This is a genomic window from Subtercola boreus, from assembly GCF_003399625.1.
GTDB classification, from domain to species: domain Bacteria; phylum Actinomycetota; class Actinomycetes; order Actinomycetales; family Microbacteriaceae; genus Subtercola; species Subtercola boreus_C.
On sequence record NZ_NBXA01000026.1, the window covers coordinates 513,388 to 530,837 of the forward strand.

The 17,450-nt window shown below is 61.9% G+C and carries 22 protein-coding genes; 17 read left to right on the top strand and 5 right to left on the bottom strand.

All coding sequences use genetic code 11. The annotated features are described in order from the left end of the window. The first annotated feature begins 6 nt into the window (after positions 1-6). From B7R21_RS15885 to B7R21_RS15910, 7 genes are all read left to right on the top strand, one after another. Positions 7-411: a VOC family protein gene (locus B7R21_RS15885; RefSeq protein ID WP_116284185.1), complete on the top strand. Its 405-nt coding sequence runs from the start codon at positions 7-9 to the stop codon at positions 409-411. Between the two features lie 48 nt (positions 412-459). Further along, entirely contained in the window at positions 460-1,890 is a 1,431-nt protein-coding gene (locus B7R21_RS15890; protein WP_116284186.1) for a glutamate decarboxylase, read from the top strand. Continuing rightward, positions 1,887-3,476 (top strand): amino acid permease, encoded by a 1,590-nt coding sequence (locus B7R21_RS15895; RefSeq protein WP_216364263.1) that lies wholly within the window; start codon positions 1,887-1,889, stop codon positions 3,474-3,476. Before B7R21_RS15890 ends, B7R21_RS15895 begins: the two co-directional genes overlap by 4 nt. Beyond that, the gene (locus tag B7R21_RS20230) at positions 3,473-3,631 is read left to right on the top strand and encodes a hypothetical protein (RefSeq protein ID WP_172592216.1); all 159 of its coding nucleotides are present in this window, start codon (positions 3,473-3,475) and stop codon (positions 3,629-3,631) included. The genes B7R21_RS15895 and B7R21_RS20230 overlap by 4 nt, the downstream gene beginning before the upstream one ends. 51 nt (positions 3,632-3,682) lie before the next feature. Next, the gene (locus tag B7R21_RS15900; protein ID WP_216364264.1) at positions 3,683-4,267 is read left to right on the top strand and encodes a DoxX family protein; all 585 of its coding nucleotides are present in this window, start codon (positions 3,683-3,685) and stop codon (positions 4,265-4,267) included. Positions 4,268-4,317: 50 nt separating this feature from the next. Beyond that, complete coding sequence (locus tag B7R21_RS15905; protein ID WP_253259854.1) at positions 4,318-4,770, top strand: pyridoxamine 5'-phosphate oxidase family protein; 453 nt, start codon at positions 4,318-4,320, stop codon at positions 4,768-4,770. Between the two features lie 177 nt (positions 4,771-4,947). Further along, positions 4,948-5,535 carry a recombinase family protein gene (locus B7R21_RS15910; protein ID WP_116284305.1) on the top strand — a complete coding sequence of 196 codons (588 nt, stop codon included), beginning with the start codon at positions 4,948-4,950 and terminating at the stop codon, positions 5,533-5,535. 122 nt (positions 5,536-5,657) lie between these two features. Here B7R21_RS15910 and B7R21_RS15915 read toward each other — a convergent pair whose 3' ends face one another. Next, the gene (locus B7R21_RS15915; RefSeq protein WP_116284187.1) at positions 5,658-6,326 is read right to left on the bottom strand and encodes a recombinase family protein; all 669 of its coding nucleotides are present in this window, start codon (positions 6,324-6,326) and stop codon (positions 5,658-5,660) included. A 103-nt stretch (positions 6,327-6,429) separates the two neighbouring features. Here B7R21_RS15915 and B7R21_RS15920 point away from each other — a divergent pair, with 103 nt between their 5' ends. The 4 genes from B7R21_RS15920 (at position 6,430) to B7R21_RS15935 (ending at position 7,829) form a co-directional block, all read left to right on the top strand. Further along, positions 6,430-6,681, top strand: a complete 252-nt coding sequence (locus tag B7R21_RS15920) for a type II toxin-antitoxin system Phd/YefM family antitoxin (protein WP_116284188.1) — start codon at positions 6,430-6,432, stop codon at positions 6,679-6,681. Beyond that, positions 6,678-6,938, top strand: coding sequence for a Txe/YoeB family addiction module toxin (locus B7R21_RS15925; RefSeq protein WP_116284189.1), 261 nt, complete (start codon positions 6,678-6,680; stop codon positions 6,936-6,938). The genes B7R21_RS15920 and B7R21_RS15925 overlap by 4 nt, the downstream gene beginning before the upstream one ends. Before the next feature lie 67 nt (positions 6,939-7,005). After that, complete coding sequence (locus B7R21_RS15930; RefSeq protein ID WP_116284190.1) at positions 7,006-7,410, top strand: RidA family protein; 405 nt, start codon at positions 7,006-7,008, stop codon at positions 7,408-7,410. 47 nt (positions 7,411-7,457) lie between these two features. Then, positions 7,458-7,829: a hypothetical protein gene (locus B7R21_RS15935; protein WP_116284191.1), complete on the top strand. Its 372-nt coding sequence runs from the start codon at positions 7,458-7,460 to the stop codon at positions 7,827-7,829. 179 nt (positions 7,830-8,008) lie between these two features. Here B7R21_RS15935 and B7R21_RS19775 read toward each other — a convergent pair whose 3' ends face one another. Beyond that, positions 8,009-8,449: a hypothetical protein gene (locus B7R21_RS19775; protein ID WP_147305919.1), complete on the bottom strand. Its 441-nt coding sequence runs from the start codon at positions 8,447-8,449 to the stop codon at positions 8,009-8,011. Between the two features lie 178 nt (positions 8,450-8,627). Between B7R21_RS19775 and B7R21_RS15940 the strand changes: the two genes are divergently transcribed. The 3 genes from B7R21_RS15940 to B7R21_RS15950 all read left to right on the top strand — a co-directional run bounded on the left by B7R21_RS15940 (position 8,628) and on the right by B7R21_RS15950 (position 10,360). Continuing rightward, positions 8,628-9,239 carry an RNA polymerase sigma factor gene (locus B7R21_RS15940; protein ID WP_116284192.1) on the top strand — a complete coding sequence of 204 codons (612 nt, stop codon included), beginning with the start codon at positions 8,628-8,630 and terminating at the stop codon, positions 9,237-9,239. Continuing rightward, the gene (locus B7R21_RS15945) at positions 9,236-9,757 is read left to right on the top strand and encodes a hypothetical protein (RefSeq protein ID WP_116284193.1); all 522 of its coding nucleotides are present in this window, start codon (positions 9,236-9,238) and stop codon (positions 9,755-9,757) included. Before B7R21_RS15940 ends, B7R21_RS15945 begins: the two co-directional genes overlap by 4 nt. Before the next feature lie 93 nt (positions 9,758-9,850). Beyond that, positions 9,851-10,360 (top strand): hypothetical protein, encoded by a 510-nt coding sequence (locus tag B7R21_RS15950; protein ID WP_116284194.1) that lies wholly within the window; start codon positions 9,851-9,853, stop codon positions 10,358-10,360. Between the two features lie 410 nt (positions 10,361-10,770). Here B7R21_RS15950 and B7R21_RS15955 read toward each other — a convergent pair whose 3' ends face one another. Further along, complete coding sequence (locus B7R21_RS15955; protein ID WP_116284195.1) at positions 10,771-11,283, bottom strand: MarR family winged helix-turn-helix transcriptional regulator; 513 nt, start codon at positions 11,281-11,283, stop codon at positions 10,771-10,773. Positions 11,284-11,350: 67 nt separating this feature from the next. On the opposite strand from B7R21_RS15955, the gene B7R21_RS15960 reads away from it, so the two are divergent. The 3 genes from B7R21_RS15960 (at position 11,351) to B7R21_RS15970 (ending at position 14,956) form a co-directional block, all read left to right on the top strand. Next, on the top strand, positions 11,351-12,130 hold the full coding sequence (locus B7R21_RS15960; RefSeq protein WP_116284196.1) for an SDR family oxidoreductase: 780 nt from the start codon (positions 11,351-11,353) through the stop codon (positions 12,128-12,130). Positions 12,131-13,493: 1,363 nt separating this feature from the next. Further along, on the top strand, positions 13,494-13,772 hold the full coding sequence (locus B7R21_RS15965; RefSeq protein ID WP_147305920.1) for a hypothetical protein: 279 nt from the start codon (positions 13,494-13,496) through the stop codon (positions 13,770-13,772). Positions 13,773-14,083: 311 nt separating this feature from the next. Next, the gene (locus B7R21_RS15970) at positions 14,084-14,956 is read left to right on the top strand and encodes a hypothetical protein (RefSeq protein ID WP_147305921.1); all 873 of its coding nucleotides are present in this window, start codon (positions 14,084-14,086) and stop codon (positions 14,954-14,956) included. A gap of 31 nt (positions 14,957-14,987) precedes the next feature. On the opposite strand, the gene B7R21_RS15975 is transcribed toward B7R21_RS15970, so the two are convergent. Together B7R21_RS15975 and B7R21_RS15980 are read right to left on the bottom strand one after the other, a co-directional pair. Next, positions 14,988-16,685 (bottom strand): hypothetical protein, encoded by a 1,698-nt coding sequence (locus B7R21_RS15975; RefSeq protein ID WP_147305922.1) that lies wholly within the window; start codon positions 16,683-16,685, stop codon positions 14,988-14,990. A 53-nt stretch (positions 16,686-16,738) separates the two neighbouring features. Further along, positions 16,739-17,311, bottom strand: a complete 573-nt coding sequence (locus B7R21_RS15980; RefSeq protein ID WP_116284200.1) for a hypothetical protein — start codon at positions 17,309-17,311, stop codon at positions 16,739-16,741. Positions 17,312-17,450: the final 139 nt, after the last annotated feature.

The window sequence follows — 17,450 nt, forward strand, 5'->3', positions numbered from 1 at the left end:
GTAGCTGTGAGACTCTCCTCCGCGGTCATGTTCGTGAAGAACTTCAACCGGTCCATCGACTTCTACACTCGGCTGCTGAACGCCACCGTCACCGCGCGTGACACGTCAGCTGCTCTTCTCGTCGGCCCCGGTGACTACCAGCTCTACCTGCGGGAAGTGGGGTCTCGCTCCGAACATCCGCTCGGCGCGATCGGGATCCAATATCTCATCTGGAGCGCCGACACCCTCGAAGACCTCCGTCGCTGCGAGAGCCTTCTCCGGGAACTCTCCCCCCACGTCACCGCTCAAACAGTAGACGGATTCAACATCGTCGAAGGGCCAGGCCCCGACGGTGTCCCCGTCGTCATCGTGTACCCAGGCCCCGATCAGGTCCCCCGCGACGAGATCATCCCCCGCATCTACACCTGGTGACCCAAGCCCCACTCCAGAACCGTTCACAACCAGAAAACGAGAAGGACCATGACACGCACAGACCCCGACGTTGTCGCCGACAACGAGATGGACGACATCTTCGCCTCCACCCCGATGACCACCCGAGCACCCAAGACCCGATTCCCCGAGCACGAGCAGGAACCCCGCGACGTCTATCAGCTCGTGAAAGACGAACTGATGCTCGACGGCGTCGCCCGCATGAACCTCGCCACGTTCTGCACCACCTGGGTCGAACCCGAAGTCCGGCAACTGATGGATGACTCGCTGGACAAGAACATCATCGACAAAGACGAATACCCCCAAACTGCGGAACTCGAAACCCGCTGCATCCACATGCTCGCCGACCTGTTTCACTCCCCCGACGCGGCCACCACTATCGGCACCTCCACGACCGGTTCAAGCGAAGCGGCGATGCTCGGCGGGCTCGCCGCGAAATGGCGGTGGAAGGCCCGCCGCCAAGCGGATGGCAAAGACACGTCCCGGCCGAACCTCGTCTGCGGGCCGGTGCAGGTGTGCTGGGAGAAATTCGCCCGCTACTTCGACATCGAACTCCGTCAAGCCCCCATGAACGCCGGCAACGTGATGACCGCCGCGGAAGCCCTTGCGCTCTGTGACGAAAACACCATCGCCGTCGTGGTCACGTTCGGGCAGACGTTCACCGGCAAGTTCGAAGACGTCGACGCCATCAGTGCCGCCCTTGACGACCTGCAGCTGCGCACCGGTCTGGACATCGATATCCACGTCGACGCCGCCAGCGGCGGTTTCGTCGCCCCGTTCTGCGCACCCGACATCCGGTGGGACTTCCGGCTGCCGCGCGTCAAATCCGTGAACGTCTCCGGCCACAAGACCGGTCTCGCACCCCTCGGCAGCGGTTGGGTTATCTGGCGTCAGGCCGCAGACCTGCCCGAGGAGCTGATCTTCAACGTCAACTACCTCGGCGGTTCGATGCCGACCTTCAACCTGAACTTCTCCCGCCCCGGCGGCCAAGTCGTCGCGTCGTACTACAACTTCCTCCGCCTCGGCAAAGAGGGCTACCGGAAGGTACAGTCCGCGACGTACGCCGTCGCGGAGCACCTCAGTACGGGCATCCTGAACACGGGCAGGTTCGACATCGTCTTCGACGGCAATCCGCAAGAGGGCATCCCCGCCGTCACGTGGAAACTCGCGGGCGAAAACTCACGCTTCAACCTCTTCGACCTCGCCGAGGAACTCCGCACCCGCGGCTGGCTCGTTCCCGCGTACACCCTCCCACCGAACCAGGAGGCAGTGACGGTGCAGCGCATCATCGTGCGGCACGGCCTCAGCATCGACATGGCCGACCTTCTCCTCGCGGACCTCGGCAACGCGATCACCAAACTCGACAACCGGCCGCCCTCGCGTCCCTTAACCGCGGCCGAAGCCCCGAGCTTCAGCCACACCGGAACCGCCGCGGTCCCCAGTGAGCTGGTGCACTCATGAGCAGCCCCAAGCGGACATCGTTCGAATCGAAGAAGAAAAAGAACAACCTTGCCATGACCGTGCCGACGGTCGCGTTCCTCACCGCGGCCGCCGTTGTCACGAGCCTTCGAGGGCTCCCCGTGATGGCCAAAGAAGAACTCACCATGTTCGTCTACATCGGCTTCGCCACCCTTCTGTTCCTCGTCCCTGCCGCCCTGATCTCTGCGGAGCTCGGCAGCGCGTTCTCCAACCGCAAGGGCGGCGTATACACGTGGATCGGTGAAGCGTTCGGGCAGCGTTGGGGGTTCGTCGGCATCTGGCTGCAGTGGATCCAGAACGTCGTCTGGTACCCCACGGGACTCGCGTTCGCCGCAGCAGCCGCCGCCTACGCACTGAATCAGGCAGGGCTCGCGCAGGCACACGTCTACGTCGGCGTGTTCTGCATCGTCAGCTACTGGCTCGCGACCCTCGTCGCTCTCCGCGGCAACGCACTGCTGGCAAAGATCGCGAAATACGGTTTCCTCGTCGGCACCGTCGTCCCCGGCGCCGCGCTGCTCGGCCTTTTCATCTACTGGGCCGCGACCGGGCATGCGATGGGCTGGACCACAGCTACGGATCCCGCTGTCGCGACCGTCGTGAACGGTGACAGCACCCCGCGCCTGCTACCCCTGCTCACCGGGCTCGGCTCCCTCGCATTCCTCGGCAACATCATGCTCCTCTTCGCCGGCGTCGAAGTACAAGCCGTGCACGTCGGAGAAATGAAGAACCCCAGGCGCGGCTTCCCCGCCGCAATGCTGCTCGCCTCCGGCATCTCCGTCGCCGTGTTTCTCCTCGGCTCCATCGCCGTCGCCGGCCTCGTGCCCTACAACGACATCGTCCTCCAAACAGGAGTGTTCGACGCGATGGGCACCGTGCTCGTGGGGCTGTGGAACATGAACTGGCTCGTACAGATCCTCGCCGTGCTCGTCTGCTATGGGGCACTCAGTGGCGCACTAGCGTGGATCTCCGCTCCGAGCCGCGCACTCCTGACAACAGCGCACGACGGGGTACTGCCGCCGATCCTCCAGAAAACGAACAAGGCAGGCGTGCAACGGAACATCCTCATCCTGCAGGCCATCATCGTCACCGCGGTGTCATCGATCTACCTGTTCACAGCCGATGTCAGCGGAGCGTTCTTCCTCATCTCCACCGTCACGATCAGCCTCTACATCGTGATGTACATGTTCATGTACGCCGCCGCGATCCGGCTGCGCTACACCCAACCCCACCTCCCCCGCGCCTTCAAGATCCCCGGCGGCAAAATCGGAATGTGGATCGTCGCCGGGATCGGCTTCATCGCCGTCGCGTTCGCGCTACTCGTGTCGTTCTTCCCGCCAACCCAACTCCCGATCGGGAACCCCGTCACCTACGTCGCCTTGGTCGCCGGCGGGCTCGTGGTCTTCGTCAGCGCCGCCCTGCTCATCTATCACTTCAAGAAACCGTCCTGGCGGGACGGCTCACCCGACCAGGAACCACACGAAGCAAGCTTCAACCCGGCCACACCCGCAACAGCACTACCGGACAATCCGGCGCCCCGCGAACCACAGAAGGCAGGAGCACCCTCGTGAAACATCCCACCCCGAACGATGTGTCCGAAACCGACCACATCGAGACCGCAGAAGACATCCTCGAGGAAAACATCGTCAACGCCTCCCTCGCAGAGCAGGGGCTCCTGCCCGTCCCCGACGCCGCCCCCTCTGACGGGCCCGCGCCCGCAGCCTGACCAAACCCTTCACCCGACCCGTCACTCCACCGAACAGAAAGCGAGTACGTCGTGACCGCGCAACCCCTCACACACCCCACCACCTCCGGCCAGGAACGCCCCCTCAACCGCAACTCGGCCACCCCGACCGCGTCCTCTGCCACGGCCCGCCGTATCCTCGCGGTACTCCGACTCGCGACCGGCTTCATCTTCCTCTGGGCCTTCCTCGACAAGCTCCTCGGACTCGGATACTCGACCCCAGCCGCGAAAGCATGGGTCAACGGCGGAACACCGAGCCAGGGATTCCTGAACAGCCCCTCCGTCGTCGGGCCGCTGAAGCCGTTCTATGCCGCGATCGCCAGCCCCACGACCGACGTGCTCTTCATGCTCGGGATGCTCGCCATCGGCATCGCCGTCATCCTCGGTATCGGCCTCCGCGTCAGCGCAGTGGCCGGCACCATCATCATGCTGTTCATGTACCTCGCCGAATGGTCCTTCGGCCAGAACGCCGCCTCCACCAACCCCCTCGTCGACTACCACATCATCTACGCCCTCGCCCTTATCACCGTCGCCGCGCTCTCCGCCGGTGACACCTGGGGCCTCGGTCACGCGTGGAAGAAGCTTCCCCTCGTACAGCGATACCGCTGGCTCATCTAGCATCACTCAACCCGCCGAACGAGCAGACCCATAAAGTAAGGAACTCCACCATGGTCATGACAACCCAAGATTTCGATGAATGGTCCCCGCAAGGTCCCGTCACAGAACTCTCCGTCGAGCACTGTTGGAACCTCCTCAAGGCCAACAACATCGGCCGGCTCGGCCTGAGCGTCGACAACAAACCCGAGATCTTTCCCGTCAACTACATTGCAGACGGGAAATCAGTCGTCTTCAGAACAGCCAGAGGCACCAAACTCCGCGAACTCCTCACCAACAACAGCGTCGTCTTCGAAATCGATGAGCAAATCGAAAACGGCTCCTGGAGCATCACCCTGAAAGGCACTGCCATCGTGCTGGGGCCAGAGATCCCCAACTCGCCCCACGCCGACGAACTACCCCGCTGGGTACCCACCGCCGAATATCTCTACGTACGCATCACTCCGACCGACATCCAAGGACGCCAATTCGAACGTCAACTTCGCCTCATCATTTCCGAAAGATGAGGCGAACCGATCGGTTCATTCAGAAACACGACCCGCGTCCTCCCAAGCTCTCGCCCTTCAACCGTCAACAACCAAGCACTTCGCGCGAACCAAGCTGACGGTGCCTCCAAAAAACTCATCTCGTAGCCACGTGTGTCTCGCTCCTGTTTTCAGGAGTTCCTGAGGCATGATGACGTCATGAGACTACTCGGGTACACGCGCATAAGCACCGCGGCGCAAGATGCCCAGCTGCAGGTCGACGCACTCGTGAAGATCGGCGTGCAGCAACGGGATATCTTCTCCGATGTCACATCTGGCACCAAGGTCGCTGCGAGTAGACCCGCGATGAGCCGGCTCCTTGAGCACGCCGTCGAGGGCGACACCGTCGTCGTCTGGCGAATCGACCGACTCGGCCGATCCTTGACCGATGTGCTCAACACCGTGAAGTCGCTGCAGCAAGCCGGCATCAACGTGCAGTCTGTGTCGGACGGCATCGATCCGTCGACGAAGACAGGCCGGATGATGCTCGGGATGCTCGCCACTTTGGCTGAGTACGAGCGCGAGCTCATCGTCGAACGCGTCAACGCCGGCATTGCTGTCGCCCAGGCAGCCGGCACAAGATTCGGCCGGCCACCCAGTGACCCTCAAGTAATCGCGGAAAAACTTGAGATCGTTCGAACTGCACGGAAGGCGGGCAGAACTGCGGCCGACGCAGCCCAGCTCGTCGGCTGGTCACGCGCCACGTTATATAGGCACGAACTCGCCGCAGCGGAACAACCTCGGTAGATGGTCGGTGCCGAGGGCACAGGGGTAATGCCCTGGCACACGACCTCGATTCGCTGCCTGGCGTGTTCCGTTTACCTCACCTTTGCGGAACGCGATCACCGGACGGGTCAAACGGAACGCGCCTACCAGACTCTCGCCGCCGGCGTCCGCTTCGACCTAACCGTGGCGCCTCCGCGTACGACAGGCGTAGCCGAGATAGGTGCGATCGGAGCGATGACTTCACGGTGTCTTTCGATGGTTCGGTAGACCGTTGATCTGCCCACGCTGAACAATTCGGCTAGCTCCGCGACGGAGTGCGTGCCCGCTCCGAACACCTCCATCAGATGCTTCTGCTGAGGGCCCGAGAGTTTGGGTTGCTGGCCGCGGAGCCGGCCCTTCGCCCGGGCGACCGCCATACCCTCACGCGTTCGGGCGCGGATGAGATCGGACTCGAACTCCGCGACCATCGCCAGAACATTGAACAACAGCCTCCCGACAGGATCGTTGGGGTCATGCACCGAACCTCCGATGCTGAGCTTCACACCCTTCGCGGTGAGCTCATCAATGATGTCCTTCGCATCCCGGAGCGACCGGGCCAGCCGGTCCAGCTTCGCAACGACGAGAGTGTCGCCGCTCCGGCACGCAGCGAGAGCTTCACGAAGACCGGGCCTGGCCCGGTTGGTACCCGTCAGACCATGATCGGTGTAGATCAGGTCCGGGGTGACACCCATCCGCTCCAGCGCGTTCTGCTGCGCGGTCAGGTCTTGTTCGTTCGTTGAGACTCGGGCATACCCGATCAGTAAGTTATTCATGCCGCATCCTGCGACCGGCCTGGCCCTGCCGTCAACAGTCCACCCCCACCCAACACTCAATATCGGCTGGTACGTTATCAGGTACTAGATATAGGAGGCGGCCATGTCGGCGATCACAGCAACCGAAGCGCGAAAGAGCCTGTTCGGGCTCATCCAGCAGGTCAACGACGACCACACCACCATCGAGGTCGTGTCCAAACACGGAAACGTCGTGATTTTGTCCAAACAAGACTACGACGCGATCACGGAAACCTCCTACCTGCTCCGGAACCCCGCCAACGCCGAACGGCTCCTCGACGCGGTCGAGCGGGCCCGGCGGGGCGAGTTCGAACACCACGACCTCTTGGACGCGTGACACGGTCAATCGTCTTCGACCCCAATGGGTGGGAAGACTACGTCTACTGGCAAACCCAGGACCGCAAAACTCTCAAGCGCGTCAACCAACTCATCACCGACACCCTTCGCGACCCCTTCGCCGGCATCGGGAAACCAGAACCCCTCCGACACGTCCTCACCGGGGCATGGTCACGGCGCATCGACGACAGCAACCGACTTGTCTACTACGTGATTGACGAACACATCGTCATCCTCCAGACCCGTGAACACTACTGACCGGCACTACCCGCACAACGCCCGCCTTGCGGTGGGTAGTCGACCAAAGCTCTGGTAGCGTCCGAATATGCCTCCCGTCGAGCTCATCCGACCCGAAGCGCTGACCAATTCGGCGCAGTACGCGTACGCCGCTGTCGCGCCTCCCGGAGCAAGAGTTATCGCGTTAGCCGGAGCATGTCCGCTAGATGCTGCCGGCGTCATCGTTTTAGGCTCACTCGAAACTCAGACACGGGCGGCGTTTAAGAATATGGTCACTGCCCTCGAAGGCGCAGGAGCTGACATGACAGACATTTTGAGCACCCGACTCTTGGTGGCATCAGCCAGACAAGAAGATCTGCACGCTGCCTGGTCGACGTTCCGCGCCGCGATGGGTAGCCATGATGCGCCGAGCACGCTTCTGGGCGTGACCGTTCTCGGATATCCCGGCCAGCTCGTTGAGATCGAAGCGTTAGCGGCGATACTCCCGAGTTGAACCGTTTGGGGTCCGCGAAACGATTGCCCGACGGTTAGATTTGCCCAATGGCAGATCTAAGGGTCGACGTGATCGATGGCACGCTCCGCTTCACGAGCGGCGATGATGGCCAACGCGCGCGGCAAGGGAAGCCGATCGAAGTCTCGGTCCTTCGTGCCACGCTGACGCCTGATCGCCAATCTGCGATAGTCCTGCTCGACTGGTCTGAGATGCAAGACAACCGAGCCCACAATCTGATCCGCGTCGATTGCACGGGAAGGATCCTCTGGACGGCTCCTTTGCCGTACTCATCAACAACCGACTGCTACACCGGCTTCGACCTCGATGACGCCGACCTCGCGGCAGGCACGTGGCAGGGGTACCGCGTCCACATTTCTCTCGACGACGGCAGCATTCAGGGGATCAAGTTCACAAAGTAGCAGACGCGCCTCGAACCGCGCGGGGCCGTCCCGCTGAGGGCCCGGTAAACGGTATCGGTGCCGCTGTTTCTGCATCGCCCTATTCTGCGGGCGGCTTCTTCGGTGTCCTCCTGATAGCCCAGATGAAGATCACAAAGCCTAGAAACGTAATTGCGGCAAAAATCGTTCGTCCCGGCTGACTACTGCCCCCATACGAGAGAGGGATCAATCCAGATGACCACACCCGTCAAGCCCAAAACCCAGCGCCGCCTAGAGATTCCACCCATGATCTGCACACTAGCTGGGCCATAGGGATCAAGAAAGAGGGGCACAAATGCCGCCGCCCGCACATAACTCGGCGAATGACTTGCTCGACAAACCTTCCAGGACAAGTCCCGCTCACCGTCAGTCGCTGGGGCGAACTCTCTGTTCCCCGAGCTGGAATCGCGGCCGGGAAGCGGCGCGCGGAACTGGCTTCGCGCCAGCCAGACGAAATTGATTACCGTGACGGCGGAAACAACCAAGATAAATGGGAGGGCCGTGTAGTTCCAGATTATCGAGCCAACGAAACCAAGCAGAGATAGGAAAAGAACGACCAACGCCACGTGCCTGCTGACAAAGAAATTCTTCCACAACCGCATGACCCCAGTATGGCGTGCCGAAGGTCCGCGAACCCGTCCGGTAAGGGTGCGTAATCGGGCAGCTCTGGGCTACGCCAGCCGGGTTGCTAGCGAATTAGTGAGCTCGCCGTGAGCTACCCGGTCAAAGAAACACCCGCCGATGGTGAGATGAATCGTGTTCGGCGGACACTACTGGAATATGACCACCTCTTCGGAAGCTGATCCCGGCATCGTGAATCCCCCACCCCGGGACGCGATAACTGATGACACACTTCTGGCACGATGCGCCCAAGGCGACAAGCGGTCATTCGAGAGCCTCTACGACAGGCACGTCCGCACCGTCCACGCCTACTCGCTCACCCATCTCCAGAACAGTGAAGACGCCGAAGAGATCACCCAGGACGTATTCGCGACCCTCTGGGAACGCCGCCGCACGATCACACTCGTCGGCTCCTCCGCTCTCCCGTGGCTCCTGGTCACCGGCAAGAACAAGATCATGAACCGGCTCCGCGCACGTGAGACGTACCTGCGCCGGCACAGCAGTGCGCCTGTCGATGAGACAACGCCAAGCCGTGAGCCGGGCCCTGAACCCACTGCCTTGACCGTCGAGCTCCGCGCGGCCATAGCGACCGCTATGGCCGCGCTCTCAGAGACCGACCAGACCGTGTTCCGGCTCTGCATCATCGAAGGTCGCAGCTACGCCGAGGCAGCCCGACTCAGCGCCACCAGCCAGGGCGCCATCCGTAACAGACTCTCCCGGCTCCGCACCCACCTGCGAAGCGAACTCCACACGATCAGAGGGAACCAATGACCATCCAGCACACGCCGAATTCACTTCCCAGCGACTCCGACTACGCACGGATGAAAGTCGATCTGTTTACCACCATCACTGTGCGAGAACGGGCCCGCACGAAGAAGCACCGCCTTGCCGCCCTGGGAATAGCGGGCGCTCTTGCCCTGGGCACGACCGCTGGCGCACTCGTCATCGCACAAGCTTCGCAAGGCCAGATCAACTACACCGCTGAGTGCTACGGAGCAGCAGACCTCACTTCGACACACTTCACCACCCTGTACCTTCCCGGAGATCAAACAACCGAGCAGGCGACGCCCCTCGCGGAACGCACAGCACTCGCGATCGATCAGTGCTCCGCATCCTGGGTCGTCGGCACCTTCGAACAAGACCGGGCCAACATCCCCGCCGGGAAAATGTTCCCGACTCCCCTCCTCATCGCTTGCCAACTCCCCGACCACAGACTCGGGGTCTTCCCCTCCACGGAACCAGCTCAAGTCGTCTGTGCACGACTCGGACTCTCAACACCACGCAACTAACCCTCGAGGGACAGTCCCGTTCAGGGTCCGGCTTTCGATGCCTGATCGTAGGAATTCAGGATTCAGCTTTTCACGCGGGAGTAACCTCCATTCATGACTCTACGAAAGTACCTGGTCGCTTGGGACTACGGCATCGGGGCCATCTGGCGAGCCGTTTACGCAGAGTCCGCGGAATCGATTTTGACTCTATATCCGGAACTCGACGTCATCGATGAGGAAGCCCTTCCCAGTGGGATGTCTGAGGCTCAATATCTCGAATGGCGAGACCGCAGACCAGACCTCGCGGAAACGTTAGGCGAGGAACCGAAATACCTACTCAGTAACATCCTCGAGCAGAGAGAGATCGACAGCGCAAGCGTTGGCCAAGACCGGCCAGTTTTCACGGTCGGATACGCCAAAAATTCGTCTTCGAAATGGACGTGGTTGAGGGCTAATACAGAAGTCCAAATTCGAACGCTGTTCCCTGATCTTATGATCAGGCACGGCCGGGACGATGAATGGTTCGCCGAGCAGAAAGCACTCGGCGCGTTCGATACCGGACTGCACGACATCGATGATCCGAACGATGATTTCCTCATCGAGGTCCAACGACTACGGCGATAGCCATCCAACATGCTAAGTGGGACAGGACTTCAATCACGACCCCCGTCCCATTCAAGGTCCGCCCTACGATTTCACGCTTTAGCTTTTTTAGTCCGCTTTCTCCGAATTGGATAAAGTTCTGCCTTGGGCCCTACTCCCACGCGTCCCTGGCGCGCATCCAGGCCGTCCCGCTGAGGGCCCGTTGACGGGACCAATTCGCCACGCGCCGCCTGATCCGCTCCACCGGCTCACCGTGCGCCGTTTGCGAACGCTGTCGGTGGAGTGCTCTACCGCGTGACGCGGTCTCAGGCATCACTGCAGCTCGGCTTCGCGGTCGTCGAATTCGCCGCCCCCCAGTCTGGTTCAAACGCCGGCTCATCAAGCTGAGGTTTCTGAGGCACCCCACTCCCCCGCGACGTGCCTCGTGGCGCCTACTCGACTTGTGGGCGACCGGGCTCCGCTGTGTCACGGTGAATCCGCCGCGCAAAGGTCTCCGACTCGGTCGCGAATCTGGCGAGCAGGGCACTGAACTGGCTGACGTCCTCCTCGGTCCAGTCAGCGAAGATCTCGGTGACCATGACGTCACCGACGTCGTAGATCTCCTGCGCGGCGCGGCGGCCCTCGGGAGTGAGGAGCACCGTGTGGGAACGGTGATCATCCGGGCTGGGTTCGCGAATGATGAAGCCCGCGTCATCCATCTTCGCTATGGCCTTGCTCACACTGGTAGCAGTCGCATCGAGTGCGGTCGACAGCTCGGATGGGCGTGACGCGCCCATCGAACCGAGGGTCCAGATCAGGCGCATCTCCAAAGTGCTGAGCGATCGGTTTCGCTCCGTGAGAATGTCGCGATGGAATCGCGGGGAATGCCACATCGTGAGCAGCGATGTCATGTTCTGCACCAGGTCGGAGCGGTAATGCAGCCGCGGCTCCCGTTCGTTGCTCACTGTTCAAGCGTACCGCCCAGGTATATAGTTTCCCTTGGAAAGTATTTTCTCGAACAAAGGAGTTGAGATGGTCAGAACATTCGTCATCACGGGGGCCGCGTCTGGTATCGGAAAGGCCACAGCAGAGTTGTTGCAGAGTCGCGGCGAGAGGGTCATCGGCGTCGACCTGCGCGGAACAGACGTCAACGTCGACCTGACCACAGATGAGGGCCGCGCCGCGCTTGTCGAGCAGGTGCGTGAGAAGTCGGGCGGAACGATTGACGGCATTCTCGCCATCGCGGGGCTCGCGCACCCGATTCCGGCGACTGTCGCGGTCAACTTCTTCGGCATGGTTGCGACTCTCGAAGGCCTTCGCCCGCTGCTGGCCGGGTCTAATGCTCCTCGCGCCGCCGGTGTCGCCTCGATGGCAAGCCTCCACCCGCACGACGATGAGCTGGTGGCAGCAATGACCGACGGGGACGAGGTTGCAGCCCTTGCCCGCGCTGAGGTGCTTGCGGGCGACGAATCGACGGGCTCGCTGATCTACGGCTCGACCAAGAAGGCGTTCGCCCAGTGGATCCGCCGCACGGCGCCGACCTCAGATTGGGCGGGTGCGAACATCCCCCTCAATGCGATCGCCCCGGGCGTCATCGTCACACCAATGACGGCTCCCCTCCTCGAGACCGAAGAGGGTCGGGAGCAGATGCGGGCCGGGGTTCCCATGCCGCTCAACGGCTTCGCAGAACCGATCGTGCCGGCCCGCCTCTTGGCCTGGCTCGTGAGCGAGGAGAACTCGCACCTGTGCGGCCAGGTCGTCTTCATCGATGGCGGATCGGATGCCGTGATCCGAGGCGATTCGACCTGGTGACTCTGATCGTCTGACGGGGCGCGCGGCGGAGATTGGCGGCTGCCAGCCTCAGCCCCGCGCTCGTTATCGGTGCCGTCGTCGCCGTAGTCGTAGTCGTCCAAGTCGTCACAAACCTCGTCTATCGTCCACCTAGCTCGGTCAGCCCGTCGATATCGAGCGTCGATCTATCGCTGCCGCCACGCATACTCCGCCAGGACACAGAACATCAGCGACGCAAGGCCGAGCCCCAGCGCGAAATCGCTTGGTAGTTCCCCCATGCACCGCCGCCAAGCGTGTTCCGCCACCGGCATGCATAGTCAGACAGCGGCACCTCGGGTCAGTGACGAATTCGGGGTTGGCGCAAGCACGGTCAGGCCTCTAATCGACAGAAGGCGACTGGCAAGCAGTGCGTCTATCGCCCAAACAGGTCACACTTCCGGGCTAATGCTCAGCGCAGCACTATCGGCCGCGCATGCTGTTCCGCCAGCAAGCCCCGCCGGCGGACGACACCTTTGCTCTCATCGAAGCCCTACGCTGTCCGTGGCCCAGAACGCCTCAGGGTAGACGAGGGGCGTCCGAGCGTGGAACACCGCATCGCTGCGAGTCCACGGGAAGCTCGGGTTTGTCAGCACTGGCGAGAAAGAGGACGACGACGTACACGGCGATTCGCTTCTGCTCGGAAAAGCCCTGTGACAAGGAAGTTTCCCTCTCGCCGGGTCCTCAGCGTTGGTTGTCGCGACCGTAGTCAACGTCATCGTCAATCCGGGTTGGATCGACTACCTGGGTTGCGTGATGTTTGCTCTTTTCGCAGTCCAAGCAACGGCTTCGCCGTTGTACCTTCGAACGCATCCGAAAGTCGTCGGACAGTAGCGCACGCCGCCGCCAAGTCAGCGTTTGCGCAACAGATCCGGCGGCTGCGGGCTGGCCCGGTCAAAGCCTTGCCAGAAACCCTCATTTTTAGTCGTCCCGCTTGAGGTCCGTCGAATGACGCTCCCCCCAGACCTATTTGCAGGTGCGCGGCTATCGTGCCAGATTGCGACGGGTCTTATGACCCCGCAACTCGCGTTACGTCGACGAGCAAGTTGACTACGAGCAGTACCGCCCCGACCAAACCAAGGGCCAGCATCACCTTCCTCGTCGAGCTCCAGACCTCACCCTTCCTGCGAGGATGCCGCAGCGACCAGTGCGAGCAGAAAACCTGCAGCTAACAAAACGATGTTGATTGGTTGCATGAGGCTTTCTCCGTAGGTCGGGCTGACACTCAGAATAGTGATGAAAAGCCATCCCACGTCTTGGTCGTGATGACCGGGCCTATCGTTTAGTTCCACGTCGAGCTATTGGCAGTGTCTTTGTCCTACCGCTCGCCTGATGTAGCGTCGAGCGAGTGAACGACGGTGGCAGTCCGAAGAGCCCCATCCAACGGCGGATGGCGATCGACCGCACACGGATTTTCGGTATCACTAGCATCTTGGTTGGTGTGCTTTTCATCGCTGTTGCAGTGATCGAGTTGATATTCCGTTTCGATGTGTTCCGCCTTTTCCAGCTTGGAGCGGGCGTCACGTTCATCGTCATCGGGTGGACTAATCGAACGAAATCTATCGAGCAGCTTCGAACTCTCGAGCTCGAGCACGGCGTCGGCGCCGGCATTCAAAAGCGCCGGTAGCTACCAGCGTCCCGCTCGAGGTCAGAGTTCCGGGTTTGGCCGGCCCACGGTGTCCGCACAACTGTCGACTACCAGAGCAACCGCGCATGTGGAAACATCACAACGGTGGGGACATCTTTGATCGTAAATTGGCCACGGCACGGAGATTCAGCACTCCAGGCACTCTCGCCCGTTCTGCGATCATGTCGCTGACCGACAGCCCGGCTCCTTACCCGAAAGCGCCAGTCGAACCAAGAGGGCATGTGGGTGGCGCACGGTTGTGGCAGCTCCCCCTCAGCGTCGGAGTGTTCACTATTCTGTACGTCCAGATCTTGTTCTGGGTTCTTCTCTACGCTGCCCTGACGAATATTGGCGTCGCTATCGGTGTCGTCGTGGTCTCCCCGGCCTTCTACGCCGTGACGTTGGCTCTCATCACCCGGGCTCTCACCGCTCGGTTCCACTGGTGGTGGTGTATCGCGGTCACCGCGACCGTGTTCGGTTTCGGCACCACCCTGTCGATCGCCGGCGTAGGTCTTCCTTGGTTCGGGAGTATTCCGGCTCTGCCGTTCACCGCGTTGGTCGCTCTCGGAGCAGCGACAGCGAGCCTGGTGACGCTGTCAGGTTTGGCGCGGCTGGTCGGGGTCGCGGCCCTCGCCGTGCAACTTGTGGTGATCGCAGTTCCTCTGGTCTCGCTCCAAGTTCAGCGTGGTGAGCGGGATGCTGCGGCGGACCGGGCAGAGATCGCCCGGCGTGACGAGATGAACACGCAGCCTTTCATTCTCCCCGGGTACACGATCCGGTACGTGTCTCCCAGCTCGTACGAGAGTGTCGTTTACCTTTCGGCGGATCCGGATGCGACCACCCGCGACGACTTTCACCTCGACGACAGCGACATCACCATCAGCGCAGCGCCCACTGATCCGACCCTCACCCTCCAGTCCGAGGTGTGTCGCTGGATCCTCGATCCTGACGTCGGCGGATCACCCGGCAACACCTGCGACCAGATCACCCCGGACACCTGGGCGCTCGACACGAACGGTATCGCCTCAGTCGTCCGCATCCGTGGCACGCAGCGAATCGAGATCGTCGATCCCCGGACCGACAGTGCAGGCCTCATTGCTCTGGCCGATCGGGCAACCCTGATGACCGATGCCGGTTTCACCGACTGGAACACGTGGCTGCTCGACCAGGACAAACGCGTCTGAGCGTCCCCACCGCTCGCCGCCTCCGGGATGTTCAGTAGGAGGTGGCGGTGATGGTTATTCCTGCAGGTCCACCACTGATGGCGAGAAGTTTCAGCGGCCCGCCCGTGCGGAGCTCTAGCGGGCCGGCGCGGTCTTTGCTGGTGTACCCCTGACTGTTCCAGGATGCGACGATCGTGTTGTATGCCGGGTCTGCGGTGTCGGCGATGTCGAAGATGGGGATCGTGACCCGGCCGACAACCGTGGTTCCTGTTCCTGTTGCGCAGTTGGTGGTGTCGATGGACGGTGTTCCGTGGATCCCGGCGAGGTCACCGCCGTTGTCGAGGAGCGTGCGGACGAGCTTCTCGTTCTCCGCGCACGTCGCCGCCAGCATCTCCGGATCCGGGGGCGGCTCCGGGAGGGGCGCCAGGTCGTCTGGTTCCGGGGTGCCCTCGGGCAGGCCCAGGTAGCCAGTGATTCCTGATCCGATTTCGTCGGTTTCGGCGTTCACGGTGTAGATGGCGCGTGGTGTTCCCACGGCGAGGGCGGGCTGAGTGTCGAACGCCGTGAGCTGTTGCGCGACGTCGCCCCTCGTTGCCGTCGTGGTGGTGGTGATGGTGAGCGTCGGTCGCCATCCTGCCTGCGAACCGCGGGGCCGTGCCGAGTCGTACACGAGCGACGTCACACCGGTTTGGTTGGCGATCGTAGCGAGCCCGGTGAGGGTCACTTGGTCGGGGACGGTTCGGTCGACGACAACAGAGCCGATCAGCGCATCACTACCGGCACGGCCGGGCGTGATCACAGTGACCGAGGGGAGGGCGTCTGAACCAAAACCGGGTTGGGCCCGGAGGTCCCTGACGGTGTCTGACCACCGGCTGGGTGAGGCGATTGTGATGCTCGGCAACGCACTGTCAGAAACAGCTACGGCCTGCACCCCCGGCACTGTTCGAAGAAGCAGGCCTGTGTCGACGAGCTTGCCGACCGTACGAGAATCCTGCTGGTCATCGAATTCGACGGTCGTGTCAGAGTATCCGTCACCCGTCACGGTCAGGACCCCGAAGGAACGAACCACGGATCCTGCGGTCGCGAGCCCCTGGCGGAGGATGTCAGCGGCGTTATGAGCGGCCGTTGTTCCCGGCGCGGCTGTGACGGCTGCGGTGATGAGCCAGATGCTGGGGTTGTTCGGTGACCCGTCGCCGCCGTACCCGCCGCGTTTGGCCACGACGTCCGAACTGATGATTTCGGGGGTGTTCTTCAGGGTTGCACGGAACGCGTCCACTTCGGCAGAGACGGAATCCGGTGGCACCAGATCATCACGATTGGTGTGGAAAATATGCGATGTGGGGGCGATGACCAGCAGGAACAAGGCGACGGTCCCGGCAACAGCTGAGAGGACGGGATGACGGCCCACGGTACTGCGAACGATATGTGACTCGCCACTTGTGTTGTCTCGCGGTCGTTGGTGCCGGAGCGCGAGGAGGGCGGTGAGCGCCCAGAGCACAGCAACCATCATGCAGGACAGCACGGAGCTGAACAGAAGCACCCATCCCCAGACCGGGGTGAAGTCCGCCGCGCCCGCGCCGAGATCGTCAGGCGGAGTCGTTGTGATCAACACGATCGCGACAAGGGCGCCGGCGCCGCACAGAGCTAGCTCAGCGGTGAAGAGGCGCCGCAGCCGACGGGCGTTTGTCAGCCACGCGAAGCTTGTCGTCCACAGGACCAGAAGAGTCAGGGGCAGAACGAGTAACGCCACAAAGAAGTACATCTACTCCCCCGCCCGCTCGCTGATGGGGTGAAAGTCGGGCATCATCGGTGGCAGTGAAGCGCGGAGTCAGGGCCGGTCCAGCTGGCGGGGTCGGTACCGTCGCCCTCGACGTTGAGGTTCCCGTCACGGTCACGCCAGACAAGTGAGTAGGTACCGTATGCGAAGGGGTCGTAGAAGTCATCAGCGGTCCAGTCCCCAATCCAGTGCACTGTCACCTCATCGGGTTGGACGATCCCGACGGCGCCATTGATAAAGCGGTGTTGGATCACGATTCGGCATCCGCCGGCCGATGCTTCCGGGAGTATCTGGAAGTAGTTGTTGCCGCACAGCACCGCTGCGATGAACATGGCAGGCAGACCGAGTGTGAGAACTAGCTCAATCCCGACCCGTAATACTGCCCGACGACGTTTGGTCGGCCCCGGGCCCAACGACACACCAGATACCAGGACGGCCAGGCCGCTAAGGGTCAGGATGGCCATGACCTCAAGCGGTGCCGGCACCCAGTCGCCGAGGATGAGCGTGAACCGACCGAACGAATCAGTCCGGCTCCGAAAAACGGCCGTCACGAGAACAGCGATACCGATCACCACGAAAAGCATCGCCTGGCCCGTCACCGTCAGAACTCTTCTGATAGCGATCCTCCCCATCAGATGACCGCAGACGGGTCGCCCTGGTATTGAACCGCAAGAAGCGCCCGCAACACCCCGAAATTGAACCCAGTCATGACGCGAGCATATCGAAAAGGATTGCATA